Here is a 25,234-nt window from a genome sequence, read left to right as displayed (position 1 = left end):
GTACATCATAACGGAAGATTGCCGTAGCGATTGCGGTGGCAATCTCTCTGTAAAATCGAAGATATGCTAAACTCATCAAGTATTACGCCACAGGAGATGTTTTTTCTCATATGCATAATCGCTCCGTTTTTATATTCAATCTACCATGTATCGAGAAATAAGAATTTGAATAGTTATAGAAAGACGATCTGGATACTCGCCCTTGTATTTGGTTCCTTTGTCGGATTGTCGCTTTACTGGATATATGGTAGAAATGTATATTGTGATACAAGAAATAGGAAGACATAAAATATGCTCCGTTGGAGCCTTCATCAAAGCTCTTTCCGCAAGACAGTGTCAACTTCGTTTGCTTCAATTTTTTTAAATCCCATTTTTTCAGCAAGCCGTATTGCCTTATGGTTTCGGGTTGTCGTAACTGCTACAATGCTCTTGACGCCCAAATTTTCTTTTGCGAGTAAAAACAGCAGCTCAAATGCCGCCTGCATAAATCCTTTGCCCCAGTATTCGGGAAGCAATGAACCGCCAATGGCAATTTGCTCAGTGGTCTGATCCCAATGGTGCAGGGCACAGTCTCCAATAATAATCTGAGGGTTTTCTGTCGACCTGATGGTGAAGTTATATTCACACACGGAAATTATACGCTTGGTAAAGCCTATTGCCGTCTCATTCTCTAAAAAAGGGCTTTCATCAAAATTAACAGCCAGCTGTGGATGTGAGTAAATCGCATAAAAAAAATCAGCGTCAGCCTCTGTCAAGGGGCATAGGACCACTTGATCATTAACTAACTTTAATGTATGTTTATCTGTTGCAGAAGACAGACTTTTTAAATATCCAGAGTTCATTTACGCGGTAACTTTTTCATTAGTGACAATATTACAAACAAAGAACGATATAATTCAAACTGTGTACATCCATATTCTTAATCAACCACTGAATTTATTCTCTTCTGCGGGCTGACCACCGCCTTCTTTGTAGCGTAGCAAATAGCCGTGCAGCAGGCCTAAGCTCAGTGCTTTAAAAATGTAAGGCGGCCCGAACGTTTTCCGGCCGCCTTAATGAATTTACGATTAATGGCTGACGTAAAAGAGAACATTCCCAAAAAGTAGATTTTGGAGATGCTTGCGCATTATACATTTACTTTCCTGTCTACAAGCTTGCCCGCCAATTTATTGGCAAGCGGCAATAAGAGCAGTACGCATACATACACAATAGGTAGTGAGATAAGCCACGATTTAAGAAGTTCACCGGTCCAGTTCTCAACCGTCCGCGCCTTCATAACACTGGATACGACAGACATTATAAACGTTGTAGGCAACACCACAAAAAAAGTGCTCACCATCTTGTGGCGTCCATCTTTCCTAAAATTTACCATTATCATTTTTACGTTTTTCGGGTTCAGGTATTGCTTCAATGACATCCCAATGCTCCACGATTTTATCATCTTCGACCCTATACAGGTCGTAGAATGCCACATGGTCCCCTTTAAAAAAGCCTTCACTCAGTGCAAGGACAAAATTTCCCTCGCCCAGTACTTTATGCAGTTTGATGTACGTTTGAGGCTTGCCTTCGTTCTCCCATTGTTCCAATACATGCAGAAATTCCTGTACGCCGTCGCCCATATCGGGGTTATGTTGAATCAGTTTGTCCGCCTTGAAATATTTTGGCAATAGCTCCAACCTTCTGTCGATAAGGATGTCTTGAACATACCCGGTTACAAGGCTTTTGTTTTGTTCAGTTTTATGATGATCTATCGCCTTGGTTTTTCCGTCAGTCATGGTTCTCCCGCTTTTGTTCAATTTTTTTGGATTGAGCTGAAGGTTGTCCCAGTGTTCGACGCTGACACCATTTTCAAACCGGTGGATATCAAAAGCGACCGTAGGTTCAAAAAGGAAATAGTCGACATGGACAAATCCGAAATCGCCATCCTGAAATTTTCGAACAACATTCGTATAGACCTTATCCATGGGCATTTGCTCATGCAGATCCAAAATTGCCTGTAGTCCCGTGGCTACATGTGGGTTGTGCTGCTTATACGAGTGCGGGTTGATCAATCCCAGTTCGGATAATGTTTCGGTCTCGATGCTATTTTGTATAGCTTCAGCTTTGTCTCTATTTGTTAATTTCATTTTTTAATTTTTATGATGAATTATTATCGACAAAGCTACTGACCTTATATATGCGGAAAAATACAGGTAAAAATATTGGTATAGGGATAATATTATCCCTATATTACTGAAAACGAAATATGTCGTAAATTTATCCCTAAATAAAAGATCCATGTACGAGAAAAAAATACCAAAAGATTTTAGTTGTGGCATTAGCATCACATTTGAGATTATAGGAGGTAAATGGAAACCCTGCCTCATTGATTCGATCAGTCGTGGTATCCGTAGACCCGCTGAACTCGCGAAAAAACATCCGCTGGCGAGCAAAAGGGTATTAAATTTACAACTGAAAGAGCTGGAGGCGTATGGTGTGGTCAAAAAAGTTATTTATCCTGTATTGCCCCCTAAAGTCGAATATTTTTTAACGGAAGTAGGGGAGTCTCTTTTGCCGCTTGTGAATATGATGGAAAATTGGGGGAGCGATTTGAGCAGCAAATATAAAATAATTGTAGGCAATGACTGAAGAATGGGGACCATTCAAGCATCTTTTTAAACGTCTTGAAGTTCCTGCCAAAAGCATTCTTTTGCAGGAAGGTGAAATTTCACGAACAATGTTCTTTATTGAGAAAGGATGTTTGAGAACCTGGGTGAATAATGACGGTAGAGAAATTACCACCCAGTTTTTCTTTGAAGGACACAGTGTATCTTCCATTGAGAGTTTTAGGACAAACCAACCGAGTTTATACAGCATCGAGAGTCTGGAACCATGTATTTTACAAACGGTCTCGCAGAAAGAATTTCGCGATGCACTTGAGAACTCACCCGAGTTAAGAATGCAGCTGGAAGAGCATTTGTTCAGGCGGCTCCTTCAAGGACAAAAGCTTTTGTACTCTTATCTGAAAAATACACCCCAACAACGCTACGCAGAATTGATTGAAAATTATCCCCATATCGTTCAGCGTATACCACAGCACTATATCGCCTCATACTTAGGCATTACTTCTGTTTCGCTGAGCAGGATACGAAATCGGCGCTAAATTTGTGATTAGGAGTACAATTTCTTAACAATTGTTATCGTCTCACAGCACCCTGACTTCTCAACTTTGTACTGTAATCAAAACAGCGAAAAATGAGAACAGTTATCGTATTCAACCATCCCAACGAAGGCAGTTATTGCCATGCCATTTTGCAGTCTGTCACCAAAGGACTGCAAAACGCCAGTCATGAAGTTGACCTAATGCACCTTGACAACGATGGATTTAATCCAGCAATGTCAAAAGCAGACCTAAAAGCATTTGTAGATCACCAGCCTATAGACCCCCAGGTGATCGACTACAGCGAGCGCCTGAAACAAGCCGACCACCTCATTTTTATTTTTCCCATATGGTGGGACATTATGCCGGCAACAACCAAGGGTTTCGTTGACCGGGTGTTAGGTCCGGGAGTGATGTATGACCACCACCCCCGAGGTTTTGGATTGGTACCGCTTTTGAAAAATTTAAAAAGCATAACCATCATCACCACGATGAACAAACCTCGAATTTTATATGCTCTACTCATCGGAAATCTCATCCGAAAGGTAATGCTAAGAAGTATTTTTAAGACGATGGGCTACAAAAACCTTCACTGGATCAGTTTCACTTCAGTGAAATCAGTAAGCAGAGAAAAGCGTGTTAAATGGCTTTCAAATCTTGAAAAACGATTTTCAAAACTTAACTAAATAAACTTTATACCATGAAACTGAACAGAAATTACGTCACCCCCTTCATCTCCCTAATTTTCCTTGTCGTAGGGATATCAGGTATGCTTATGTTTTTCCATTTATTGGACGGTTATACCGAAGTAGTGCATGAGATCTTTGGCCTTTTCTTTTTCATTTGTGCCATTTTTCACATCCTGCTCAATTGGAAACCCTTGAAAATTCATTTCAAAAAAGGGGTCTTTCTGCCTGCTGCATTAGCTTTGGCTATACTATCTGTACTATTTATCGTCGAGCAACAATACAGCCCGAAGGTAGATACCATTATTTTGGAAAGACTGGCTAAAGCACCTATTGCCGACGCGTTTAGAGCATTACAGGTCGATTCGCTTGCAGCCGTTAAAAGGCTGCAGGCAAAAGGTATATACGTAGACGCAGGTGACACATTGGGGAATCTTTGGACCGACAATGAAACAAACATTATGGAAGTGTTTGATGTGATCACGGAAGAATAATACTATTCTTTGCTGTTGAACCGTTCGAAAAGAGACCTCAATATCTCTTCATTTTCTACAGACCAATCCAATAATGCAGTTCGCGAACACCCTTGTGAGACCGACGAGTTTTGATTAAAACTAACCTGAACGACAGTTGGGATGTTGGGTATAAGCATAAGGATCACGTTTCGGATAAAACAATCTTAGATTCGGCTAAGTCCGGCAAGAGATATGTACCGACATTTGAATCATTATTCATCACTAAAATACGACGGAAATGTCAAACAAAATCGCATTAGTAACAGGAGGTACCAAAGGGCTCGGGAGAGATATGGCTATCAATCTCGCGAAAAAAGGATTAGACGTAATCATTACCTACCATTCCAATCCAGAACTGGCAAAGCAGGTGATATCCGAAATAGAAAAAGTTGGACAAAAGGCCATTGCCTTGGCCTTGGATGTCACCGATATATCTGGTTTTGATCTTTTTGTTACTTCATTAACCAATTCATTGAAGATAAATTTAGGCACAGACAAAATCGATTATCTTATCAATAATGCAGGGTTCATTTATTATTCCGCTTATGCAGATGTAACTGTGGATCAGTTTGATGATTTGCTGAATGTTCATTTCAAAGGGCCATTTTTTCTAACTCAAAAACTACTTAAACACATAAACGATAACGGTGGCGTGGTCAATGTATCAACAGGGTTGGCGCGTTTCTCAACTCCGGGATTCGCAACCTATGCCTCAATGAAGGGAGCCATTGAGACCTTAACCAAATATCAGGCACAAGAATTAGGCAAAAGAGGCATACGTTCAAATGTAGTTGCTCCCGGACCGATCGAAACAGACATTATGGGCGGTGCTGTACGCGATAATAAAGAAATGAATGCAAATCTAGCTGCACAGACTGCTCTGGGACGCGTCGGTCTTCCCGATGACATCGGCGGCGTAGTTGCTTTTTTATGTACAGATGATGCCAAATGGATCAATGGGCAACGCATCGAAATCTCTGGTGGTTCTAACCTTTAACATACATGTCTATGCCAAGTATAAAAATTACAACTGCTTCGTTAACTGAAGACCAAAAGATGGAACTGATACAATCCATTACCGCAAGTGTCCATTCTATTACCCGAGTCCCCTTGGAATATATACACGTCATGATTGATATCGTGGGTGACGAGAACTATGCCGTGGGTGGGCAGACCGTAGCTCAAATCAAAAAGATATCTATCAAAAAACAATAAACCAATTTCTTAAATTTGTTTAACACAAACAGCTATGGCAAATCGAATTAAGAAGATAAATACAATCTCAGAGTATCATAAGTTAAGGTCTCTGGAAAAACCTAAGCATCCTCTTGTTAGCTTGGTGGATTATTCTCAGATAGTCGATTTGCCAGAGCACAATAATGTCAACTGGTTACATGATTTTTACTCAATAGCCATGAAAAAACATTTGGATGTCAAGTTCATGTACGGACAGCAGGAATACGATTTTGACGAAGGCCTGATGTCTTTTCTTGCACCAAACCAAGTGTTGAATATTGTGGTGGAAAGTGAATCGACCAACAGCAACCGCAGTGGCTGGCTGTTGTTTTTTCATCCGGATTTTATCTGGAATACAGATCTGGCCCGCACTATCAAAAACTATGAGTTTTTTGGTTATGCGATAAACGAGGCCTTGTTTCTTTCGGATGATGAACAAAAAATCATAGAGTCAATTTTCTCAAATATTGATAAAGAGTTAGCTACCAACATTGACAGGTATTCCCAAAAAATTATTATTTCACACATTGAGACTTTGCTCAACTATGCCGAACGATTTTACAATCGTCAATTTATCACACGTCAGAAGGCCAATCACATGATTTTGTCGCAGCTGGAAGAAATGTTAAACGATTACTTCAATGATAATTCCCTTACAAACCGAGGCTTGCCTACTGTTCAGTTCGTTGCCGATTCCTTGTGTGTGTCGCCCAACTATTTAAGCGGTTTACTCAAGTCATTGACAGGCTTAAACACCCGCCAGCATATACAGCAAAAGCTCATTGGCAAAGCAAAAGAAAAGCTCTCCACGACCAAGTTAACCGTGAGCGAAATTGCCTATGAACTCGGTTTTGAACATGTGCAGTCATTTAACAAATTGTTTAAGACCAAAACCAATCTATCGCCCCTGGAGTTCCGCCAATCGTTTAGCGGATAAAAATTACTCTTTAGAAAACCGCTTACTCGATATGAGCGTTAATTAAATTCATCCCACAAATAATGAAGTTCATCAGAAACATGAGGGGGGGCCATTAAACCTTAGACCAAAAACTTTATTTTTGAGCGATGGTCCAACTTAAAAACTTAGGTATTAAAAACCTGCTTATTTTTTTCTTCTCCACATTGATCTACTCTTTGTGCCAGATGCTGTTCAGCATAATTCTGATGAAGGAAGATTTATGGGACCATTTTCACATCCAGCTGTTTTCACATTATCTGGTGATCGTTACCATGTGTATAGCGGACTTCCTTTTACTCAGGTTCTTGAATAAATATCTGCCCTATTCCAAAAATATTCTATATCGTATTCTGGCGGATATCGCTGGATTGGTCGTCATTTGTCTGCTTGTATTATGGACATTCAATTACGTGATTTATGACGTCCTGTTGATTTCAGCAGAAGGATTACCCTCTTTCCTGGTCAAGTTTGCCTTTGCGATGACTAATAATATACCGATCCTGCTATCGTTTGAACTGATTTATTACTTCCAGTCCGAACAAAAAGCCATTGCTGATTCCGAAACCGCAAAACGTAGGGTACTCCTCTTTCAACACGAAACACTGAGGTCACAGATCAATCCCCATTTCCTGTTTAATTCGTTGAATGTGCTATCTTCATTAATATATATCAATCAGGAGAATGCAAATAAGTTTACAAAGGCACTCTCCAAAACCTACCGTTATGTGCTGTCTCTCAGCCAGCAGCCGGTCGTGTCGGTTTCCGAAGAATTGGACGCCCTGGATTCGTATATATTCCTGATGCGGATGCGGTTTGAAAATGCTTTTACATTTACGGTCAACAAACTTACCTCTTCCGAGCAGCATACGATTATTCCGCTGACCCTACAATTATTGATTGAAAATGCCTTCAAGCATAATAAAGCAACCGAAGAATCCCTTTTGAACATTAACATCACGGTAGACAGCAGTTATATAACCGTTGAAAACAATATCCAGCCATCCAACGATGTGGAGAAGGGCGGAATCGGGCTGAAATATATCACACAGCAGTACAAATTATACGGCCAGGATGTTATTGTGGAACATAGCCCACAACTTTTTGTCGTCAAAATTCCCTATATAAAGTCATGAAGTACCTGATAGTAGAAGATGAACGCTTCGCATATGAAGAAGTGAAACGTATGATCAGCAAATTACGGCCCGATTACGAACTGGAAAAGCAGACCAAAACAGTCATCGATACCATCGCATTCCTGAAAACCTCTGCCGTAGATTTAATACTGATGGACATACGCCTTGCCGATGGCAACTGCTTCGAAATATTCAATCATTTGGAGGTCACCACGCCAGTGATCTTTACAACAGCTTATGACGAGCACGCTATTAAAGCGTTTAAATTGAACAGTATCGATTATCTGCTCAAACCATTTAATGAGACCGAGCTAGAAGCCGCTCTGATCAAGTTCGAAAAGATTTTTCAGCATGTTCCTTATACCACCAGCCCTAAGAATTACGAACAATTATTGTCTGTCAGGACCAAAAACCGGTTTCTGATATCCAAGGGTGAGAACTACCACTATATAGAGACCAAGGATATCGCTCATTTCTACAGTGAAGACGGGGTCGTATTCCTTCATACGTCCAGTGATAAGCGTTATATCATCAACTATACACTGGAACAGCTGGAGCAGCTCCTGGACAACCGCCTATTTTTTCGTGTCTCACGCAACTGTATCGGGAATGTAAGAGCGATTAAAAATGTTGCCAAATACTTCAACAGCCGTCTCAAGCTTTCCTTTTCCCCAGTATGCCCGCATGAGGTTTTGGTGAGCCGCGTACGCGTGCCCGACTTCCTAAAGTGGATGGATGGTATCGTGGAATAATCTATCTCCGGAATTACATCTTATTAAAAATACACTTCATGTTTTAGATTCTAAAGCCCGTCGTTTCCTGGTTCCCGAATTGCTCCGAGCGTCGTTCTTTTGTTCAGAATTAAAATAATAACATTAAAAATTTTAAAATTTTGGAACAATGAAAAAGAACATGTTAACATTAGCTTTCGCCCTCAGTACGCTGCTTTTTTCCACCCAATTATCCGCTCAGGAGAGCAAGCTGTCTTTGGGTTTCAGAGCCAACAGCAGCCTATCAAATTATAGCCTCAGCGGACAGGCGAAAAGCCTAAAAAGCAAAATGGGCATCGGCGGCTCTGCCGGCGGTTTTATCAAATATGACCTGACTCCAAATTTCGCGGTTCAATCCGGTATTGATGTCTATTTTCACAGTTCTAAGCTTGAATCCACCGCCAGTACATCCTCCAGGAAACTCAATTCCTTTGGCGTAGAAATCCCCCTTTATGGGATCATTCAAGGCGAACTCGGCAGTGGAAAGGCTTTTATAGGGGCCGGCGCTTATGCGGGTTATGGGATCAGCACAAAATTGGGAGGTGTAAGCCTATTCAAAGAGAACGGGACTCCCGATATGCCCGCTCTAAACCGCTTTGACTATGGAATAGGAGGTGTCATCGGTTACGAGTTTGACCAGCACTGGCAGTTAAAAGCCAACTACCAATTTGGGCTGGCAGACCTGGATAAAGCGAAAGGGGCAGGCATGAAGAGCCGCGTTGCATCCGTCGGCATCGCGTACAAATTTTAACACCGCCAGCCATTACAGCAGATTGCGCACCGGAGTTTAGGTTCACGCCGTTGGTTCAGCGACTGAACTTCGGTCCGCAAAAGCGCTATTCGTCTGACAATATACGTATTATTCCATTTTCACTATTCTGCATCTCATCAGCTCGATTCTGAAGTCCATGGAATATCGATTTATGGATCGTCATTTTCACCATTCTTTTGCACCAAGAAATCAGTACAGATACAAATTTAACATCATGAAGTCAATAACATTATTCTTAGCCACGTTGGCTATTTTGTTAACGCTCGACGGAAAGGCTCAGGAGGTATTTCTGAAGACCGAATACATTGGAAACTCCGGTTACTATTATCTGCCTCCCGGAGAAAAACCAAAAGAAAAAATCGGTAACAGTAAAGGCTCGGCCATGGTCTATCAGGCGGGGGTAAATATCCCCTTATCCATGACTCTAAACGAGAACAAGCGTCCCACAGCCTGGGGCATTGGTTTCGGCGGATCCTATGTTTCGTTGAAAAACCAGAACTTTTCCGAATATATGGTATCCGAAATCATGAATATTCAGATGGGTGTCTACCATTTGCGCCCGCTCAACGATCGGTGGTCGTTGCGCGCGAGCGTGGGGATGGGTGTTTTTTCACCATCCACCGACTTTTCCAAAATCGGTTTTAGGAATGTTCTGGCCAGTGGTAGTGCGGTTTTTATCCGGCACCTCAATCCCAGACTCGATATCGGTGGTGGATTGGCAATCAATAGTTCTTTGGGTTATCCGATGATATTTCCGGCAGTTTACGTCAAATGGAGACACAGTGGCAAATTTGATGTAAACATCGAACTCGTAGAAGGGCTGGATGTGTCCGCAGGCTATGCTTTCAACGACAGGTTCAAACTATCGTACGCCTTGGAGATGAACGGGCAGATCGCTCTGCTGAAAAAGGATGGCAAAGATGTGATATTCTCCCACCAGTATATCGTTACGGGGTTTCGTCCCGAGATCAAGTTCGGCGAAAAAGTGTCCGTCACCGGTATGGCTGGACTGAACCTATACCGTCCGGCAGCTTACAGCGACCGGACGCTGAAGGGCGTGTTTGCAGGTGATAATGATTATTATTTTTCTGTCTCCCCATATGGGTCGGTGGGTTTAAAAATGAAATTTTAGCGGATGAAACCCAAGCAAGCCTTGCAGGTAATGGCGTATAAAGGTATTTATATTATTGCCTACGCCGTTAGCTTATTGCCCATGCCAATTCTTTATACCCTGGCCTCAGTTGCTTTCTTTGTAGCTTATTATGTCGTTGGGTACAGAAAAGAGGTGGTTATTCAGAATGTAGCACGCTCCTTTCCGGATAAGCGATATGGGGAAATCCGCGCCATCGTCAAAAAATTCTATACTTGTTTTGCCTCTTATTTTGCTGAGATCATAAAAGGTATTTCCGCTCCGGCAGCGGTACTGGACCAAAAGATCATCTTTGAAAATCTGGAATTAATAGAAGAACATATACACGATGGGCGCAATGTCATTGCTTGCCTGGGACACTGTGGCAATTGGGAAATGTTTAATTTTATGCCCATTAAGATACGCCATGATGTTTATGCTGTTTATAGACCCCTTAAGTCTGTGCCGATAGACATGTTCATGGTTAAGCTAAGGTCGCGTTTTGGCCTCAGGCTCGTCCCTGACCATGCCATTATACGTCATGTGCTGTCAGAGAGAGGAGAGCCTGCGGTTTACCTTTTTCTCGCCGACCAGTGTCCGCGGACCAAAGAGGAGAAATACAGATTTACTTTACTGCATCAGGACACCTACGTGTTTTCCGGCATGGAGAAGCTCGCGCGCAGTGCTCAGGCGGCGGTGATCTATTTACATATCACGCAGCTATCCAAAGGAAGCTACAAAATAGCTTGCATACCTATATCTGCTCAAGCGCAAACGACGAAAGAGGGTGACATCACCAAAAAGTATATGGACCTGCTAGCGGACAATATCCGGGAAGAACCTTACGGTTGGCTGTGGACACATAAACGGTGGAAAATCTAAGATGGAAACAGTTCTACGCAGTCCCGATCCCGCCGGAAGGATTATTTCGTAGCGCTTTGACGACGGCTTCACTTTTGGAGTTGACCTGGAGTTTTTCGTAGATTTTTTTGATATGCGAGCGCACCGTATCCATAGAAATAAACAGTTTATCAGCGATCATCTTATAACTATATCCTTCGACGAGCAGATCCAGAACGTCTTTTTCACGTGCAGAAAGATCGAAAGTGGACATTCTCGTCGTTTTGCCTTCAGCAAGCATATGCAGCACCTGTGCGGCAATGGACGAAGTCATCGGAGCTCCACCGTTTAAAGCATCTTCAATATACTCCAGAATCTTGGCTGGCGGTGTTTTCTTTAAGATGTAGCCGTTGGCGCCTGCTTTTATGGCGTCAAAAACACTTCCATTGTCATCAAATACCGTGAGCATGATTATTTTTCCCCTGAATCCCGACTCCCGTAAAAGTTTTAGTCCCGATATACCATTTACAAAAGGCATGTCTATATCCATCAAGATGAGGTCTGGGTCATGCGTTTTTATATCTGCGAGGGCATTAGCACAATGGCCATAAGTAGCCTGTACCACATATTTTGGATCGCTATTGATGAGAATCGACAAGACCTCTCTCAATTGGCTGTTGTCTTCGTATATCAGGATCTTTGTCATAATTTAGTACAAGTTAGAGAATGTTTGTCGTTATAACAATCCCATGTTGATGTGAATCTGTGTTAAATCTTAAGGGTCAACAAAACGGCGGTTCCCACATTGGCGGACGAGGTAATGCTGAGCTGTGCCCCCAAGGACTGACTGCGTTGGCTCATATTGAACAGACCATTGCCAGAGTACTGTTTAGAACAATCAAAGCCTTTGCCGTTATCTTTTATCAGCAGTTCTATATGTGAAGGACCTGCCCCTATACTTATATGCACATGTGTAGCTTCAGCATATTTGGAAATGTTGTTTAACGCTTCTTTATAAATAAGGAATAAATGGCGCCGTTGTTCCATATCCAATTTTATATCGCGTATGCTATCGTCCGCTTGAAAGACATATTGGATTTTGAGCGGATCCAAAATCAAGGCAGCATGTTCGCGCATGCGGGCTACGATCTTCTGCAGCAGATCATTGTCTGGCTTTATACTCCAGACAATATCATCCATCGCCTGCATCATCTGCGAACTGTTTGCCCCGATCCGGTCGAGGTAGGAGCGTACGATGTGATGCTGTTCCGAAAGATCGTTTTTGGCTACCTCGCTCAGTATATGGATGGACGTCAACGTAGAGCCTACATCATCGTGCAGGTCGCGGGCCACCTTTTCCCTTAGGCGGTGTACTTCCAATAATCTCTTTAGCCGATAGCGGTGTAAAATAAAAATGCCGGATAAAATAAAAAGAACAATTATGACAAAAAACCACCAGGTCTGATAGAACGCGGGCTTTATCGTGATCGGGAGCTTGGTGATGGCCGAAAATTTACCGCCTTGGCTCTCAGAGCGTACCATAAATACGTATTTTCCTGGAGACAGTGAAGCAAAGTTAGTAGCCAGCTGAGGATCACTCGGAATCCAGGATTTTCCCGAACCTTCAAGCCGGTAGTAGTATTTAAAGCTGTCGGGATCGTTATAGGAAAGGGTCGAATAGAAGATGGAGAAGAAATTCTGCCAGTGTTCGAGTGTGACACCCCCCGCTCGGATCAGCGAATCGACCGACAGGTATTTGTCAAACAGTTTGAAATCGGTGATATGTAGCTCTTTTGGTGCAGAATTATTCCTGTTGAATTTTGAGGGGTCGAAAATTAGGACGGCTTTGTCACTGCTGAATGCAAGTTTTCCGCTCGCCAGTTTCACGCCGCAAGTCAGCAGATTGGCTACGTTCGAAGTATTCACGAGTCCATGCCGCTTGTTGAACGAACGAAATTCACGTTTGCCGGGATCAAAACGACAGATACCTGCGGTCGTGCTCATCCACAATAAACCTTCATTGTCGGTTACCAAGGCTGTTACCATGTTTTGTGGCAAGCCGTTGCCGATGTTGTATTTTATCACTTCACCCGTGTGCAGATTTAAAATATCAAGACCGGAATAACCCGCGATAGCGAGCAGCCTGTCACCGATAAGTTCGATGCTTTGTATTTTGGAGGTGGTAAGTCCGTGGGGGCCCGATTTGTAATTTTTTATGATTTTTCCAGAACTGGCTTCCAGCTGAAATACGCCTGAGCCCCGAGTACCTACCCATACGTCGTTTCCATTGCCGGGCCGGATGCAGGAGACGGACGATTTTAGATCATTGAGTATAGTATAGCCGCTATTTTCTTTTCGGATGATTTTGCCATTGTCGGTGCCAAACCATATCTGTCCGTTCGGGTGGACCGAAATGCGGCGGATCGATTGTCCGCCGAATATTTTGGGCACCAGAAACTGCGATCTTCTGGTTTTCGCGTCAAAAAAGATCAATCTGCCATTTTTGCATCCGATCCAGCTATTTCCCGTTTTTTGATCGTATTCGATCGACCAGATATATCTAAAGTTCAGGTCCTGGGTGGGCGCTCCATTGTATAAAATATCGCTGACTTTCGGTTCGAGGTTTACTTTAAGCGCATCATTGTATTTAATCGTGGTTAATTTTTCGCCCCAAGAACCCACCATAATACCATCTGGGCCAAAGGAGGTCAGATCAGTTATGGCCGCCTTTTCAAATATACCTGAAGTAACGATATTACGCACGTGATCGCCTATGATTGACATGATATACAGTCCGTTATCCGTCGCTACCCACACATTTTGGTCGCGGTCTCTGAAAACCTGTGAAACAGTGGTGACCTGTATGCCGTAGTCTGTATTCTTCTGGTCGTAAAATTGAACAAACTTTTTTTTGTCTTCATCGAAGAGATTGAAAATATCGACACCATAGGCCCATATGATATTCCCGAACTCCACACATTCGTAAAAGTCGTGATAGTTACTACGGCTGTTGGGTTCGGACGGAATCAGCTTTTTGTTTTCAAAATTAGTGTCGGCAAGATAGATGAGGCCGTTTGTATGGCGCTTTTTGATCTGGATAAAAACACGGCCTCTGGAGTCTCTGTAAAAGCGGTTGATGTTCTTGACCGAACTCAGCTTATTGTTGGTAAAAAAGGTCTTCTTATTGCTGTCAAAATAGCCCATTCCTTGTAGTCCCGCTATCCAGAATATCCCTGTGCCATCGTATTGCAGCCACGTTGGCCCCCAGTTAGCAGGAAAGCCGATCGTATTGCTGCTCGATTCGAACTTGTTTGTCGATTCGTTCAATATCAGAATGTCTACCCCATGAAGTATAAGGAATATCTGCCCAGCTTGTTGGACGAGACGGATCTGATAATTCTGGAAGTCTTTTGTGTACTGATCGACCTTTACTTCCTGAGCTTTATTTGTTTGTGGGTTGAGCAAGAAAAATGTATGTTCCATTCGCACAAGCAGCGACTTCGACTTTTGGGATACGAGGAGCTGGTCTACGGGGAGTCCCGGAAGACCGGGACTCAGGAGTCTGCGGAAACGGATTCCATCATAACGTTGCAATCCATTTTTGGTGCCTACCCAGATAAATCCATCTGCCGTCTGCGTGACACAGTTGACAAAATTGGAAGCGAGACCGTCGGTGATGCGGTTAAATGATATTTCCATTGCTTTGAGCATCAACGGAAGCAAGGTGAAGAGGCTTGCCAGAAACAGCGCAAACTTTTTGCTCGTCATCATCGGGCGGATTATTTTTTCAAAAATGCAACAAATACACGACTTAATAAAATCCGGGAGGCCTGTTATTCTGCGCGCCGTTTGAGGTCTTCCGCTCCCCCGGTTTTTCGGATCTTCGTCGACTTGCTATCTCCAAAACTGTAGCTATAGGAAAGCATGGCCAGTCGTGTATCTCTTTTGGTGCTGAAATTTTCTTTGTAATTGTTATAGACAGTTAGTCCTTTGTAGTAGTTGGTGCGGAAGATATCGCTAAAAGATAGCTTTAAAGTACTGTTGTTGCTGAATTTCTTCTGCGCACCGATATTCAGTGACCACAGTGGTGAAATACGGGCGAACGCATAGACTTCTGCTGACTTGTAGCTGGCAGCCAGTTCTGCCGCATAATTATTGCCCAACCTGATCGTGTTGACCATGTTCAGGTCTACATTAAAGTTCCCTTTGTTCTTGATTGTCGTTTCTGACACATTGCCTGAGTAGGATCCATAATAAAAATTGGCACTGGTATTCATCTCCCACCATTTTGTTACTTGAACAGGAGCGACGAGATAGAGTCCATAGTACAAGGCCGCGCTGATATTTTCGTCTGTCTGCACTGAAATGTTCTCTCCGTTTTCAATGATGGGTTTGACAACAGATGTAATGTTTTGAGCAGTTTTGCTATAGCTCACTGTTGCTAAATATTTGTTTTTCAAGCTGTATGTCAATTCGTAATTTTGCGAAGTCTGTGGGTTCAGCCCAGGATTTCCCGTCTTATATGTTGTCGCATTGATATAGTATTTGAAGGGGTTGAGCTGTATGTAGCTTGGCCGTGAGATTCTCCTGCTGAAATTGATGTCCAGCCTGTTGTCCTCATTGAGATCAAATGACAGGGATGCGCTCGGAAACAGCTGCGTATACTTTTTTTTATTGACCAGGTCCATTGTGATCTGCGTTCCGGTCACATTGGTATGTTCGGCCCGCAGCCCGACGATAGCAGTCATCCGATTCCATTTTTTTGAGAGGTTGCCGTATACGGCATGGATATATTCCTTATAGATGTAATGGTTGGATTTGCCGGTGTCCAGTACTGGCTTTTCAGCGCTGTGATCATAAAATTCCATATCGTTGTCCGACTTCACAAAACTCGATTTGATGCCAGTTTCCAATTTCCAGTTTTGTTCGAAAATCATAATCGCATCACTCTTGAGTGCATAGATGTCCAAACCGCCGTCTATGTTGCCTCGTAGTACGTAAGGTACTGTGCCGGTTTGGCCCGGTGTTGTCGTTTTGGTGTCGAAGCGCTGGACAGACTTATTAAAATAATGAATCCAGTCGATGTCGGTATTCACTTCTGAACCGAGGGAGTCAAGGCTATATCTGTGGTTGAGGTTGAGGCTGCCGTTTCGCCACTTGTTTTTGGCGTCACTCTGTGTTTCAATCGTCTTTAAGAGCTGCTGTTGGCGGTCCATTATACTGGTTTTACTGTTGCTGTTAGGAGTTAAGACATTGCTATTAAAGCTGATCGCAGCACCCAGTATATTTTTTTTGTTGAGCTGATAGTCCAGTCCGACCTTTCCGCTATGGTTACTGTTGTCGGTCTTAATAAAGTTATCCTGAAAGTAGGTCTTTGTGAGATTGTCCTGGTCATAAAAGCTTCGGTCCAGAATCAGGTCGTTTGACAGTTCACGATAGGCAAAATTATAGTTAGCAAATAGATTTACCTTATTATTCCTATGGTTGATATGGAAACTATTGCTGTTTTTGATATACCTTCCTGTGCCTATGGCAGTCGTTAATGTTGCGTTGGTTCCCTTTTTTGTTCCTTTTTTGAGTTTTATATTGACAATTGCCGTGCCCGCAGCATCATATTTCGAGGAAGGGTTGGTGATGAACTCTATTTTTTCGATCGCAGAAGCTGAGATTCCGCGTAGATAGTCCGCCAGTGCGTCTGCCGTGAGGGGTGTATTCTTCCCATCAACCTGTATGAGCAGATTGTTTTTGCCTCTCAGGCTTATATTGTCATTGGCATCGATGCTTACCCCCGGGGCTTTTTCCAAGACATCGAAGGCGGAGCCGCCAGTATTCTGAAGGCTACTTTCTACATTTAGGATAAGTTTACCATCCTGCCGCTCGATATAAGGACGGGTCCTCGCAATCACGACCGTCTCCAGCCTTTGGTCGCTTATATGGATTTCTGGAAAGAGGAGGTCTCTATCCCGGATCTCGAAAACTTTGGAATTATATATATCCGATTGATGGCGATGGATCTTCACATAGTAGGATCCGTTGCTGAGGCCTTCAAATCTGAACTCTCCGGTCGGACCGAGCAGTTCGGTTTTCAGCAATTTGCTGTCCAGATCGAATAGGTGAGCTTCGAGGCTGCTGCTATCTGTGGTGACCACCTTTCCCGAAAGCACGTATTGCGGCTTGTGTGCCTGCGCCAGCAGCCCAGCCGCCGGAAGCAGCAGCATGATCAGCAAAAGGATGATGTTGTTTTTCATAAGAGATAGTTTTTTGATCGTAAAGACAGATTTCGCCACCGGTCTGCCTTAGTGCGCTAATGATGCTGCAAATTAGTGAGAAAAGAAAGTCGGACCAACCACATGTTCATGTGATTCATAAGCTTATATAGCCTACCGCACTCTTGCCCGAAACGGGCAGCGATAGAAAGCTTTTTGCCTTTTGATGTCCGTCAGACAAATACCATATGGTACGGATACCTGTACGGAAATGGCTGCTGACGATAAACCACACAAAGATGTGATGGACTACCGCAGTGATAGAATTTAATTTTGAAAAAGAAATTTCTCAGGTTTTAGGAGCTGAGATAAGATCTCAACTAAAATTATTAATGAATTAAATATGGCTATTTTAAAAGAAACAATCAACAAAAAGGTACTGGAGCCCATTCATATGGTTTACATCACTCTTTTGAGCAGTGCTTTTTACGGCTACAGAACGTCTGGCAAGGCGCCCCGAGCGGTCGGAGGTAACATAAGGAACATGAAAAAGACACTCGTCCTGCTGTTGCTCATATGGGCAGGAATTAGCGCTGTCCATGCCACTTCAAAATCCAGCCCACTTCGCACATGGAATGCTGTCTCAGTCATCGGTGCATATGTTAATACCATCAGTATCGGAGACGTACAGTGGGTTGAACATCTTTTCACCGATGACTTTGACTATCATTTAGACAAGACAAAGCAGCGGTATTCCAAAAAGCAATTTGTCAAGTTTTTAAAATCGATGGCAGACCACAGTTATGACTGTGTAACTGAGTTTGCATTATTGGACGAAACTCCAGTGGCCTGCATGGCTAAAATGACCCTGCAGTTTGAAACCTTTACGCGCACTGATTATATCTATATGCTGTCTACTGCCGAAGGCTGGAAAATCAGTAAGATTTTGGTTTCACATGCTCAAAAGGATAAACACGCATAATATGAAAAGATTAGCACTATTGGTCATTTTATTGACAGGAGGCAATGCGATGGCTCAGGGACTTTTTAATAAAATCAAACAAAAAGCGGAGAAGATAGCTGGGAATACCATCGAAAATGTAATCGAGGGAAAGATCAAAAAGCAAAACGAACAAGGCTCGCAGGCTGCTGCGACAACTGGCAGTGCTGAGGCGCAGGGAGGCGAGGCGGTCCGCCAACAGCGCGGACTGAGCAGTACGACTACGTATGATTTTGTTCCAGGGAGTCGGGTACTTCTTGCAGACGATTTTTCACAGGATCCGTTGGGACAGTTCCCCTTAAAATGGTACACCCGTAGTAAAGGAGAGGTTGTCAGTCTCAATAATGTCAAAGGGAAATGGCTGCGGTTGTATCCAGGGACTTTTGTCAGCCCAGTGGTCAATATCGGGGAGCACGCTACTATTGAGTTTGACCTGATCATGGACTGGCCTTTGGCAGGCGGTTATATGGTGCCGGCCTTGAACTTTGCTTTTTATGACCGCGGCGATAGAGGCGAAATTTTGTCTTACGACTACCGTTTAAAAAACTGTCTCAAAGTCAGTATCGCTCCGTACCGTTCGGAAGCGGCGGTACAGTTGACTTCCTACGAAAATGTCGCCAAAAAGCTAGAGACAGATAAATATAGGGTGGCCAATTTTGATAAGAAAGTAGGCCAGGTCATTCATGTGGCGGTCAGTATTCAAAAAGAACGGGTCCGCATCTGGCTGGATAAAGAGAAGGTGTTTGACCTGCCCAATGCAGCGCCAGTGAACAGCAACTTCAACCAGCTTAAATTAGATATGGCCAGTTCCAATTATACCAACGATCAATTGGGCTTCTATGTTTCTAATTTCAGGTTTGCCGAAGGAAGTGCCGATACGCGGTCCAAGCTATTGACGAGTGGTAGGTTAGAAACCAGTGGTATCCTCTTTGCCTCCAACTCCGCCGAAATAACATCCGATAGTGATGGCACGATAAAAGAAGTGGCAAGCGTGCTCAAAGACAATCCGTCGATGAAGCTCCGCATTGTGGGCCATACCGATGCTGTGGGAGATCCTGAAAAAAATATGCTATTGTCAAAGAAGCGCGCCGATGCCGTCCGTGATATGCTTGTCAAAATTTATGAGGTTGCCATTGCGCAGATTGAAACCGAAGGTAAAGGATCCACGGTGCCGGTCGCCGACGAACTCAGTGAGGAAAACAGAGCAAAAAATAGAAGAGTGGAATTCGTAAAGCTGTGATATCAAAATGAAGCTGAAAAACAACTATGTATATATTTTGCTGGCCTGTGCCACGAGCTGTGGCCTACTGTTCAGTACATCCTGCAAGAAAGACCCCGTTTCGCCTGATCCGGAGGTCAGTACCGCTATTACGCCATTGCCACGTCCGGTTGGTGTGGCTAAAGGAGATATCTCAAGCAAAACTATCGGTGCTGCCGGGGGTACTCTTGTTTCGGCAGATGGACGCCTGCACATTTCCATTCCTGCCGGCGCATTGACAGAAGACAAACTCATTTCGGTGCAACCGGTCGAACAGACAAATATTGCCGGTATCGGCTTGTCTTACCGATTGACGCCACATCAGCTCACATTTAAGAAAAAGGTGACACTTAGTTTAGGACTGGAAGAAGTAGCCGAACAGATCGGTCTACCGCAGACCCTCGGATTTGCCTACCAGCAGGACGACCAGGTCTGGAAGTACGTCGGTGCCAGTCGTGTGGATATGGCGCAAAAAACAATAAGTTACGAAACGACGCATTTCAGCGACTGGTCTTTGATGAACAGGCTGTCCTTGTCACCATACGAAGCCACTGTCGAACCGGGGCAGAGCCAGTCCGTACGTGCACTGATCTACACACAGACCAAGTGGGACGACTTATTGACTCCGCTGACTGGTCCATCTGAAGGAGCAGAGCCAGGTTATCCCGTCGGCACACCAGCCGCTTTACCCAGTAGATTTATAGATGCATGGGAACTAATAGGGCCTGGCAAGATTGTTAAAGCAGATGCGAGCACGGTGACTTATCAGGCTCCGGCGGCGATGAATGGCAGCGCTACGGCTACAGTAAGTCTCAAGTTGAAGGCGCCGCGCGCGGGAACTTATCTGTTACTTTCCAATCTGCACCTCTCCGGCAATGGCTGGATTGAACTCAGTATAGCCGGCTCCGCTGCGGTGAGATTCCCAGCGTCTTCAGTAGCAAAATCAGGTAATCAATATTTATTGTCGAATCCTGAAAATGAAGGTGGTGGATACTTTTTGCTGCGCTGGAATGGCGGTGTGGGCGAATATGGGTACAGTATAGCCAATGGGGGGAACCATTTCCATTTTCAGACTTCTACAACCACCTACATGAGCCGATACCTGGATGAGATTGTCAAAGATATTGTACCCAGTGGCGGAAAGATCAATATCACTAAAATAGAGAATGGATGGGTAGAAGGGGTATTCCATGTAACCAATGCCGGATATGGCCAGTTTTTAATGAGCACGACGACGGCGAATGGCCGCTTTAGAGCCAAGATATTCGAATCAGGAAAGCGTAATCTGTCGAAAGGGAAATATTGACACCAATATAATGAAGAACATATTATTTATTGAAATGAAGAGTAATTTGGTTTACCTGAGCCGATATCTGTTCGTATTGCACATGCTTGTATTTGCAACGAGCTGTGACAGAGAAGATATTGCTCCCGCCGATATTAGCAGTATAGCTTTTGAACAGGAGGAGGTCACCCTTGTAGTTGGAAAATACGAAAAGCTGCAGGTCGTACATACACCTGCAGACATCAGAAATATCGATTATGTTTGGTCGACGCTGGATCCTCAGGTCGCGACCGTAGAAAACGGTGTTGTATATGCCCGTCGCATCGGTGAAACAAAAGTGACCGTATCGGTAAGAGGGCAGCCTCTGAAAGCGGTAGCTGTCGTCCGGGTGGTTCCGGTATTGCCGTCTGCATTACAGTTACATATATCCAAGACGACCTTAGAGGTCGGTGAAGAGATACAGGCTACCTATACGATCGAACCCAACGATGTATCAGAGCCTATTCCAGAGATCGAATGGCATAGTTCAGATATCCGGATATGCACCGTGGATAACGGAAAGATCAGAGCCATAGCCCCGGGTACTGTTCAGGTGACTGCCGAAGTTAAAGGGATGGCAATCAAAGGAAACCTGCTTATACAGGTAGATCCAGTACCGATCATGGCTATCGAACTCCAGCCCACCCAGGCACAGATACAGGTTGGCGAGGATTTGCTGTTGGCAGCAAAGGTATTACCCATCAATGCTGACGCACGAGGCTTGATCTGGAAGTCTACCGACGAGCAGGTGGCCACAGTGGTTGATGGAAAGGTAAGAGGTGAGAAGCCGGGTCAGGCTATGATCAGCGTCGCTACCACCGACGGCGAAAAAAGTTCAACCTGTAAAGTTACCGTCACACCTGTTCAAGTCGAACATATCGCCTTGTCGACACAGCGCCTAGCGCTCGTTGTAGGAGATAGCGAACGCATTGCGGCCACAGTATTTCCTGTCGACGCTAGTGATAAAAGAATCCTATGGACGTCCTCTGACAATAATGTGGCGGTAGTGAGCTCCGAAGGAGAGATCACCGCCAAGGCAAGAGGTACGGCGATCATTAGTGCCAGGTCGGTCGCAAACCCGCAGCGCTATGCAAGCGGTAATATCGTTGTGTTAAATCCTGACGAACAGGTATATACCCAATTAAGCACTACGGGACGTATCTCCGACAACGGTTATGTAACGGCCAATATCAGCACGTTATTTGAAAATGGATCCCGTGATATTGTTCGCTTGATTTCCTGGGAGATCCTTTCCCATACGGGCGAAGTCGTCAAGGGCGAATATCAGTCACAGATAGTAGCAACCGGTATGCAACAAAGGCATCAAGGAGCAGTCAAAAAAGTGTATCGTCCCTATGTCCGTTGTGTATTTGAGCTGAAAAATCAACGATACGAAAGACATCTAGAAATCTAAGAGTTTGTTTCATATGTTTATTAAAGCCCCGATCCGTCCCGGATAAGGGGCTTTTTGACTTCCCTGCAGGCGGCCCGTCGTTATTTCATAGCAAAACCTTTATAAGTATGTCAGTGGCATCTTTTTCATTTTAAAAATACCGGTAACAAGATTTCATCTACCATCATTTCTAACCTCTTTTTGGTGATCATTTGAGGTCGGATCAGGTTTTCCGTTCGTATCAGGTCGAAGGGAAGCATTAAAGTTACTTCACTCGTTTGTTTGATTTGTTCACCTCTTTTTTCAGCATTTGACAATATGTCTTTTGTTGCGTTCAGGTATTTTTCAATAGCCTGCTGGTGTATGGGAAGCTCGTTTGTCTCCGCTTTGTCTTGCGCTCTTAAAAAATAATAGTTGTTTATAATTTCGGTGCCAATCTCCGTATACACTTTTTGGAATACAGTCAACAATTGTACAAAATCTTTTCTCAGGCTTCCATTGTCTTTTAATTCCGCGAAGAATATCCCATCAAACAGTTTTTTTGCCTTATATGCGTATATTTCCTGGAGTAAGTCAAATGGTGTTGCCCATCTTCTGTATAGCACTGTACGGCTCGTATTGGCTTCATCGGCTATCTGCTGAAAGGTCAGGTCCGTAATCTTTACTGTGGTCGTCAGCTTCATTGTTGCATCGTACAAGCTTTCCAGTAGTTCATCGCCACGTCTCCTGCTGTTTCTAGTTTGCTCCATATAATTTTTTATAAAGATAAAAAAAATTAGAAACAATATGTATCTTATTTAGTTATTCTGTTTATCTTTGTGATAAGGTACAATTTGAATCTTATTTTTTTAAAATGGACACAAGACAGCAACAGAATACCCTGTGTACGGACCAACTGAGAGATTTTTTCAAAAGTCATCATGACAAGTTGCTCTGCACAGCGAATAAAAATGGAGAACCGTCAATCGCTTTGATGGGAACACCACGATTAAATAGTGCAGGCAATATTGAACTGGAATTAAGCGACAACCCTTCGGTTTCACTAAACAATATTCAGGAGAATAAAGCCGTGGTTTTTTTGGTGTACGAACCCGCTGGGCGGGCAAGAGATTACAAAGGCGTGCGGATATACGCCGAAGCGATTGAAATACTCACAGAAGGTGAAAAATTAGAACATATTAGGGAGCAGCTTCGGATAGAATTTGGCGATGAACAGGCTGATGGGTTAATGGCGACGGCGACTTTCCGCATCACAAAATTGCGTCCCATTGTGGACCGTGGCCAGTGCTGGAACGAACCGCCTTTTGCGGATGCCTAATATTTGGCCTCATGGTACGATTGGGCCCCGAGTTAATATACCAAAACACGCTCCTATAAAAAGTAAATAATCATAAGTAGCAAGCTAGCTCCAAAAGGGCTGGCTTTTGTGGCGTTTAGGCAGGGGTATCCGTTCTGCTTGTGCATATTCCGTAACTTTCAGTTTTCTAGCTATAAATTTCTTTGTTATCTTTTTGCCTAGCCCGGTCGTAAGCTTTGTTTAAAAGATAAGATGCGTAGCTTACGTCTTCTTTACTATGGATATAAAAACTTATCCATCCTGAATTTTTAAACACATGATGGTCCTTAATTTTTCCTTCCGTTATGAGCGACCGTTTTAGGTCTTTATTTAGCAAGATGTCCAATAAGCCATTGCTATGTATATGTGCGAATTCGCGTCCTCTGTAATTAAACTGAGTACCACCATATTTATGTATGCCCACCGTAGTACCAGGCATCCGTATGGCGTTTTCCTCCAGTTCATCGATCCAATCCAGTAGTTCGGGCTTGGTAAAGAACATCCATAATCGCATGAGACTATCAAATACAACGGCGAATAAGGGAATATCCTTTAAAAATCCAAACCTTTTGACGATGAAGGAAAACATATGTTATTGTTCGCTTAAAAATTTAATATGTTCCATTACCCTGAAATGGACGTTCCTTGTGACACTCTCAGCCCATAGGTCATAGTACCATGTAGGGAAGACATGGAGGTTATACCAGCTGTTGCCGACCAGGGTGGTGGTTCCATTTCCATTGTCCTTTAAGATAAATTCCCCTCTTTTTATATCTATATGTCCCATGATTTCAGGGTCTTTAGGTTGATCAATGATATCAAAAACCAGGTTTCTATTGATGTCAAATTTTACAATCTTCTCATCGAAGATATAGCCATTGCTAAAGATGCATTTTCGGTTTGCCCCCAATTTATGCTCACTTACTGTAGTGGCCATGGGGCTCGGCATCCCAATCTTAAAGAGCCAATAGTTTTCCCTTTGCGATATGGGCTCGAAGGCAACCACGTGTTGCCATACCTCTGCTGGACTCGCATTGATCAAGATCTCATCAGAAACCATATTTTCGTGATGATGGTCGCTCAGGGAGTCAACAATAAAGATTCCAAGTAATAGACTCAAAACACTTATATTTAATGTTTGATTTCTCTTTTTAAACATTGCTCTGCCAATAAAGGCACCAGAGATGATGAAGCCAAAAATAAGAGGTGAAACGATCAGCAGGCAGATAAAGCCTTCGCCTAAAAAGAAAAAGCTCATGAGAATAGCGATAAGGCCGTTCAGGATAGAATATCCGGTTATTTGCTTTCCCTTTATCCCCATGTCCTTCCAAAACCAGGCAGTGATCATACCCATCAATATTGGAATAATCACAAATTCTGAAAAAACCAGTGTACCGTTCTCATTAGGTATCAGTGCGGACTGGATACCAATGACCAGCAATGCGATAATGTTGGCTATCAAAATTCCTTGAACCGTTTTGGAATTTAGTAATTTATTTAGTGTTTCTTTGAAATTCATCGTATTGGGTCGTTATGTTG

27 protein-coding genes are annotated in these 25,234 nt (G+C 43.4%); 18 read left to right on the top strand and 9 right to left on the bottom strand.

Features of this window, described 5'->3' with window-relative positions; all coding sequences use genetic code 11:
• Positions 1-63: 63 nt before the first annotated feature.
• Positions 64-288 (top strand): PLD nuclease N-terminal domain-containing protein, encoded by a 225-nt coding sequence (locus K7A41_RS23740; RefSeq protein ID WP_416221946.1) that lies wholly within the window; start codon positions 64-66, stop codon positions 286-288.
• 23 nt (positions 289-311) lie between these two features.
• Here K7A41_RS23740 and K7A41_RS08050 read toward each other — a convergent pair whose 3' ends face one another.
• The 3 genes from K7A41_RS08050 to K7A41_RS08040 all read right to left on the bottom strand — a co-directional run bounded on the left by K7A41_RS08050 (position 312) and on the right by K7A41_RS08040 (position 2,126).
• Entirely contained in the window at positions 312-842 is a 531-nt protein-coding gene (locus K7A41_RS08050; protein WP_265713303.1) for a GNAT family N-acetyltransferase, read from the bottom strand.
• Positions 843-1,126: 284 nt separating this feature from the next.
• Positions 1,127-1,372: a DUF2798 domain-containing protein gene (locus tag K7A41_RS08045; protein WP_160169528.1), complete on the bottom strand. Its 246-nt coding sequence runs from the start codon at positions 1,370-1,372 to the stop codon at positions 1,127-1,129.
• Positions 1,359-2,126, bottom strand: a complete 768-nt coding sequence (locus K7A41_RS08040; protein WP_265713302.1) for a nuclear transport factor 2 family protein — start codon at positions 2,124-2,126, stop codon at positions 1,359-1,361. Before K7A41_RS08040 ends, K7A41_RS08045 begins: the two co-directional genes overlap by 14 nt.
• Before the next feature lie 151 nt (positions 2,127-2,277).
• Here K7A41_RS08040 and K7A41_RS08035 point away from each other — a divergent pair, with 151 nt between their 5' ends.
• The 12 genes from K7A41_RS08035 to K7A41_RS07980 all read left to right on the top strand — a co-directional run bounded on the left by K7A41_RS08035 (position 2,278) and on the right by K7A41_RS07980 (position 11,220).
• Positions 2,278-2,628, top strand: coding sequence for a winged helix-turn-helix transcriptional regulator (locus K7A41_RS08035; protein ID WP_028071294.1), 351 nt, complete (start codon positions 2,278-2,280; stop codon positions 2,626-2,628).
• Complete coding sequence (locus K7A41_RS08030) at positions 2,621-3,142, top strand: Crp/Fnr family transcriptional regulator (RefSeq protein ID WP_028071293.1); 522 nt, start codon at positions 2,621-2,623, stop codon at positions 3,140-3,142. The genes K7A41_RS08035 and K7A41_RS08030 overlap by 8 nt, the downstream gene beginning before the upstream one ends.
• 92 nt (positions 3,143-3,234) lie before the next feature.
• Positions 3,235-3,825 carry an NAD(P)H-dependent oxidoreductase gene (locus K7A41_RS08025; protein ID WP_265713300.1) on the top strand — a complete coding sequence of 197 codons (591 nt, stop codon included), beginning with the start codon at positions 3,235-3,237 and terminating at the stop codon, positions 3,823-3,825.
• A 14-nt stretch (positions 3,826-3,839) separates the two neighbouring features.
• Positions 3,840-4,319, top strand: coding sequence for a DUF4405 domain-containing protein (locus tag K7A41_RS08020; protein ID WP_265713299.1), 480 nt, complete (start codon positions 3,840-3,842; stop codon positions 4,317-4,319).
• Between the two features lie 259 nt (positions 4,320-4,578).
• A complete protein-coding gene (locus K7A41_RS08015) occupies positions 4,579-5,337 on the top strand; it encodes an SDR family NAD(P)-dependent oxidoreductase (RefSeq protein ID WP_265713298.1) in 759 nt (252 codons plus the stop codon).
• An 11-nt stretch (positions 5,338-5,348) separates the two neighbouring features.
• The gene (locus tag K7A41_RS08010) at positions 5,349-5,555 is read left to right on the top strand and encodes a tautomerase family protein (RefSeq protein ID WP_265713297.1); all 207 of its coding nucleotides are present in this window, start codon (positions 5,349-5,351) and stop codon (positions 5,553-5,555) included.
• Between the two features lie 199 nt (positions 5,556-5,754).
• On the top strand, positions 5,755-6,513 hold the full coding sequence (locus K7A41_RS08005; protein WP_322784018.1) for a helix-turn-helix transcriptional regulator: 759 nt from the start codon (positions 5,755-5,757) through the stop codon (positions 6,511-6,513).
• Between the two features lie 128 nt (positions 6,514-6,641).
• Positions 6,642-7,667: a sensor histidine kinase gene (locus K7A41_RS08000; protein WP_265713294.1), complete on the top strand. Its 1,026-nt coding sequence runs from the start codon at positions 6,642-6,644 to the stop codon at positions 7,665-7,667.
• Complete coding sequence (locus tag K7A41_RS07995) at positions 7,664-8,419, top strand: LytR/AlgR family response regulator transcription factor (RefSeq protein ID WP_265713293.1); 756 nt, start codon at positions 7,664-7,666, stop codon at positions 8,417-8,419. The genes K7A41_RS08000 and K7A41_RS07995 overlap by 4 nt, the downstream gene beginning before the upstream one ends.
• Before the next feature lie 148 nt (positions 8,420-8,567).
• Positions 8,568-9,188 (top strand): porin family protein, encoded by a 621-nt coding sequence (locus tag K7A41_RS07990; protein ID WP_265713292.1) that lies wholly within the window; start codon positions 8,568-8,570, stop codon positions 9,186-9,188.
• A 235-nt stretch (positions 9,189-9,423) separates the two neighbouring features.
• Positions 9,424-10,341 carry a DUF6268 family outer membrane beta-barrel protein gene (locus K7A41_RS07985; RefSeq protein ID WP_265713291.1) on the top strand — a complete coding sequence of 306 codons (918 nt, stop codon included), beginning with the start codon at positions 9,424-9,426 and terminating at the stop codon, positions 10,339-10,341.
• A gap of 3 nt (positions 10,342-10,344) precedes the next feature.
• A complete protein-coding gene (locus K7A41_RS07980) occupies positions 10,345-11,220 on the top strand; it encodes a lysophospholipid acyltransferase family protein (RefSeq protein ID WP_265713290.1) in 876 nt (291 codons plus the stop codon).
• A 13-nt stretch (positions 11,221-11,233) separates the two neighbouring features.
• Here K7A41_RS07980 and K7A41_RS07975 read toward each other — a convergent pair whose 3' ends face one another.
• From K7A41_RS07975 to K7A41_RS07965, 3 genes are all read right to left on the bottom strand, one after another.
• Complete coding sequence (locus tag K7A41_RS07975) at positions 11,234-11,884, bottom strand: response regulator (RefSeq protein WP_265713289.1); 651 nt, start codon at positions 11,882-11,884, stop codon at positions 11,234-11,236.
• A 62-nt stretch (positions 11,885-11,946) separates the two neighbouring features.
• On the bottom strand, positions 11,947-14,949 hold the full coding sequence (locus K7A41_RS07970) for a sensor histidine kinase (RefSeq protein WP_265713288.1): 3,003 nt from the start codon (positions 14,947-14,949) through the stop codon (positions 11,947-11,949).
• A 62-nt stretch (positions 14,950-15,011) separates the two neighbouring features.
• On the bottom strand, positions 15,012-17,426 hold the full coding sequence (locus K7A41_RS07965) for an outer membrane beta-barrel family protein (protein ID WP_265713287.1): 2,415 nt from the start codon (positions 17,424-17,426) through the stop codon (positions 15,012-15,014).
• A 361-nt stretch (positions 17,427-17,787) separates the two neighbouring features.
• Here K7A41_RS07965 and K7A41_RS07960 point away from each other — a divergent pair, with 361 nt between their 5' ends.
• From K7A41_RS07960 to K7A41_RS07945, 4 genes are read left to right on the top strand one after another with little or no spacing between them, the layout of a single operon-like run.
• Positions 17,788-18,366 carry a nuclear transport factor 2 family protein gene (locus K7A41_RS07960; RefSeq protein ID WP_028071277.1) on the top strand — a complete coding sequence of 193 codons (579 nt, stop codon included), beginning with the start codon at positions 17,788-17,790 and terminating at the stop codon, positions 18,364-18,366.
• 1 nt (position 18,367) lies between these two features.
• A complete protein-coding gene (locus tag K7A41_RS07955) occupies positions 18,368-19,624 on the top strand; it encodes an OmpA family protein (protein ID WP_265713286.1) in 1,257 nt (418 codons plus the stop codon).
• Positions 19,625-19,631: 7 nt separating this feature from the next.
• Entirely contained in the window at positions 19,632-20,948 is a 1,317-nt protein-coding gene (locus K7A41_RS07950) for a hypothetical protein (RefSeq protein ID WP_265713285.1), read from the top strand.
• Between the two features lie 10 nt (positions 20,949-20,958).
• Complete coding sequence (locus K7A41_RS07945) at positions 20,959-22,380, top strand: Ig-like domain-containing protein (RefSeq protein ID WP_265713284.1); 1,422 nt, start codon at positions 20,959-20,961, stop codon at positions 22,378-22,380.
• A gap of 125 nt (positions 22,381-22,505) precedes the next feature.
• On the opposite strand, the gene K7A41_RS07940 is transcribed toward K7A41_RS07945, so the two are convergent.
• Entirely contained in the window at positions 22,506-23,108 is a 603-nt protein-coding gene (locus K7A41_RS07940) for a TetR/AcrR family transcriptional regulator (RefSeq protein WP_265713283.1), read from the bottom strand.
• Positions 23,109-23,212: 104 nt separating this feature from the next.
• On the opposite strand from K7A41_RS07940, the gene K7A41_RS07935 reads away from it, so the two are divergent.
• Positions 23,213-23,677 (top strand): pyridoxamine 5'-phosphate oxidase family protein, encoded by a 465-nt coding sequence (locus K7A41_RS07935; protein ID WP_265713282.1) that lies wholly within the window; start codon positions 23,213-23,215, stop codon positions 23,675-23,677.
• 166 nt (positions 23,678-23,843) lie between these two features.
• Here K7A41_RS07935 and K7A41_RS07930 read toward each other — a convergent pair whose 3' ends face one another.
• Together K7A41_RS07930 and K7A41_RS07925 are read right to left on the bottom strand one after the other, a co-directional pair.
• Entirely contained in the window at positions 23,844-24,284 is a 441-nt protein-coding gene (locus tag K7A41_RS07930; RefSeq protein WP_265713281.1) for a luciferase family protein, read from the bottom strand.
• A gap of 3 nt (positions 24,285-24,287) precedes the next feature.
• Positions 24,288-25,214 carry a hypothetical protein gene (locus K7A41_RS07925; RefSeq protein ID WP_265713280.1) on the bottom strand — a complete coding sequence of 309 codons (927 nt, stop codon included), beginning with the start codon at positions 25,212-25,214 and terminating at the stop codon, positions 24,288-24,290.
• Positions 25,215-25,234: the final 20 nt, after the last annotated feature.

The sequence above is a fragment of the Sphingobacterium sp. InxBP1 genome, from assembly GCF_026191775.1.
Taxonomy (GTDB): Bacteria; Bacteroidota; Bacteroidia; order Sphingobacteriales; family Sphingobacteriaceae; genus Sphingobacterium; species Sphingobacterium thalpophilum.
The sequence above is the reverse complement of the archived record's forward strand: the minus strand, read 5'-3'. Positions and strand labels throughout refer to the sequence as shown.

Coding starts and splice junctions, on each gene's coding strand:
- K7A41_RS07925 (WP_265713280.1), bottom strand. CDS start 25,214: ATGAATTTCAAAGAAACACTAAATAAATTACTAAATTCCAAAACGGTT.
- K7A41_RS08015 (WP_265713298.1), top strand. CDS start 4,579: ATGTCAAACAAAATCGCATTAGTAACAGGAGGTACCAAAGGGCTCGGG.
- K7A41_RS08035 (WP_028071294.1), top strand. CDS start 2,278: ATGTACGAGAAAAAAATACCAAAAGATTTTAGTTGTGGCATTAGCATC.
- K7A41_RS07945 (WP_265713284.1), top strand. CDS start 20,959: ATGAAGAACATATTATTTATTGAAATGAAGAGTAATTTGGTTTACCTG.
- K7A41_RS08005 (WP_322784018.1), top strand. CDS start 5,755: ATGAAAAAACATTTGGATGTCAAGTTCATGTACGGACAGCAGGAATAC.
- K7A41_RS07970 (WP_265713288.1), bottom strand. CDS start 14,949: ATGATGACGAGCAAAAAGTTTGCGCTGTTTCTGGCAAGCCTCTTCACC.
- K7A41_RS08050 (WP_265713303.1), bottom strand. CDS start 842: ATGAACTCTGGATATTTAAAAAGTCTGTCTTCTGCAACAGATAAACAT.
- K7A41_RS08000 (WP_265713294.1), top strand. CDS start 6,642: ATGGTCCAACTTAAAAACTTAGGTATTAAAAACCTGCTTATTTTTTTC.
- K7A41_RS07975 (WP_265713289.1), bottom strand. CDS start 11,884: ATGACAAAGATCCTGATATACGAAGACAACAGCCAATTGAGAGAGGTC.
- K7A41_RS23740 (WP_416221946.1), top strand. CDS start 64: ATGCTAAACTCATCAAGTATTACGCCACAGGAGATGTTTTTTCTCATA.
- K7A41_RS07995 (WP_265713293.1), top strand. CDS start 7,664: ATGAAGTACCTGATAGTAGAAGATGAACGCTTCGCATATGAAGAAGTG.
- K7A41_RS07940 (WP_265713283.1), bottom strand. CDS start 23,108: ATGGAGCAAACTAGAAACAGCAGGAGACGTGGCGATGAACTACTGGAA.
- K7A41_RS08030 (WP_028071293.1), top strand. CDS start 2,621: ATGACTGAAGAATGGGGACCATTCAAGCATCTTTTTAAACGTCTTGAA.
- K7A41_RS07960 (WP_028071277.1), top strand. CDS start 17,788: ATGGCTATTTTAAAAGAAACAATCAACAAAAAGGTACTGGAGCCCATT.
- K7A41_RS08045 (WP_160169528.1), bottom strand. CDS start 1,372: ATGGTAAATTTTAGGAAAGATGGACGCCACAAGATGGTGAGCACTTTT.
- K7A41_RS07950 (WP_265713285.1), top strand. CDS start 19,632: ATGAAGCTGAAAAACAACTATGTATATATTTTGCTGGCCTGTGCCACG.
- K7A41_RS07935 (WP_265713282.1), top strand. CDS start 23,213: ATGGACACAAGACAGCAACAGAATACCCTGTGTACGGACCAACTGAGA.
- K7A41_RS07955 (WP_265713286.1), top strand. CDS start 18,368: ATGAAAAGATTAGCACTATTGGTCATTTTATTGACAGGAGGCAATGCG.
- K7A41_RS07965 (WP_265713287.1), bottom strand. CDS start 17,426: ATGAAAAACAACATCATCCTTTTGCTGATCATGCTGCTGCTTCCGGCG.
- K7A41_RS07980 (WP_265713290.1), top strand. CDS start 10,345: ATGAAACCCAAGCAAGCCTTGCAGGTAATGGCGTATAAAGGTATTTAT.
- K7A41_RS07990 (WP_265713292.1), top strand. CDS start 8,568: ATGAAAAAGAACATGTTAACATTAGCTTTCGCCCTCAGTACGCTGCTT.
- K7A41_RS08025 (WP_265713300.1), top strand. CDS start 3,235: ATGAGAACAGTTATCGTATTCAACCATCCCAACGAAGGCAGTTATTGC.
- K7A41_RS07985 (WP_265713291.1), top strand. CDS start 9,424: ATGAAGTCAATAACATTATTCTTAGCCACGTTGGCTATTTTGTTAACG.
- K7A41_RS08010 (WP_265713297.1), top strand. CDS start 5,349: ATGCCAAGTATAAAAATTACAACTGCTTCGTTAACTGAAGACCAAAAG.
- K7A41_RS07930 (WP_265713281.1), bottom strand. CDS start 24,284: ATGTTTTCCTTCATCGTCAAAAGGTTTGGATTTTTAAAGGATATTCCC.
- K7A41_RS08020 (WP_265713299.1), top strand. CDS start 3,840: ATGAAACTGAACAGAAATTACGTCACCCCCTTCATCTCCCTAATTTTC.
- K7A41_RS08040 (WP_265713302.1), bottom strand. CDS start 2,126: ATGAAATTAACAAATAGAGACAAAGCTGAAGCTATACAAAATAGCATC.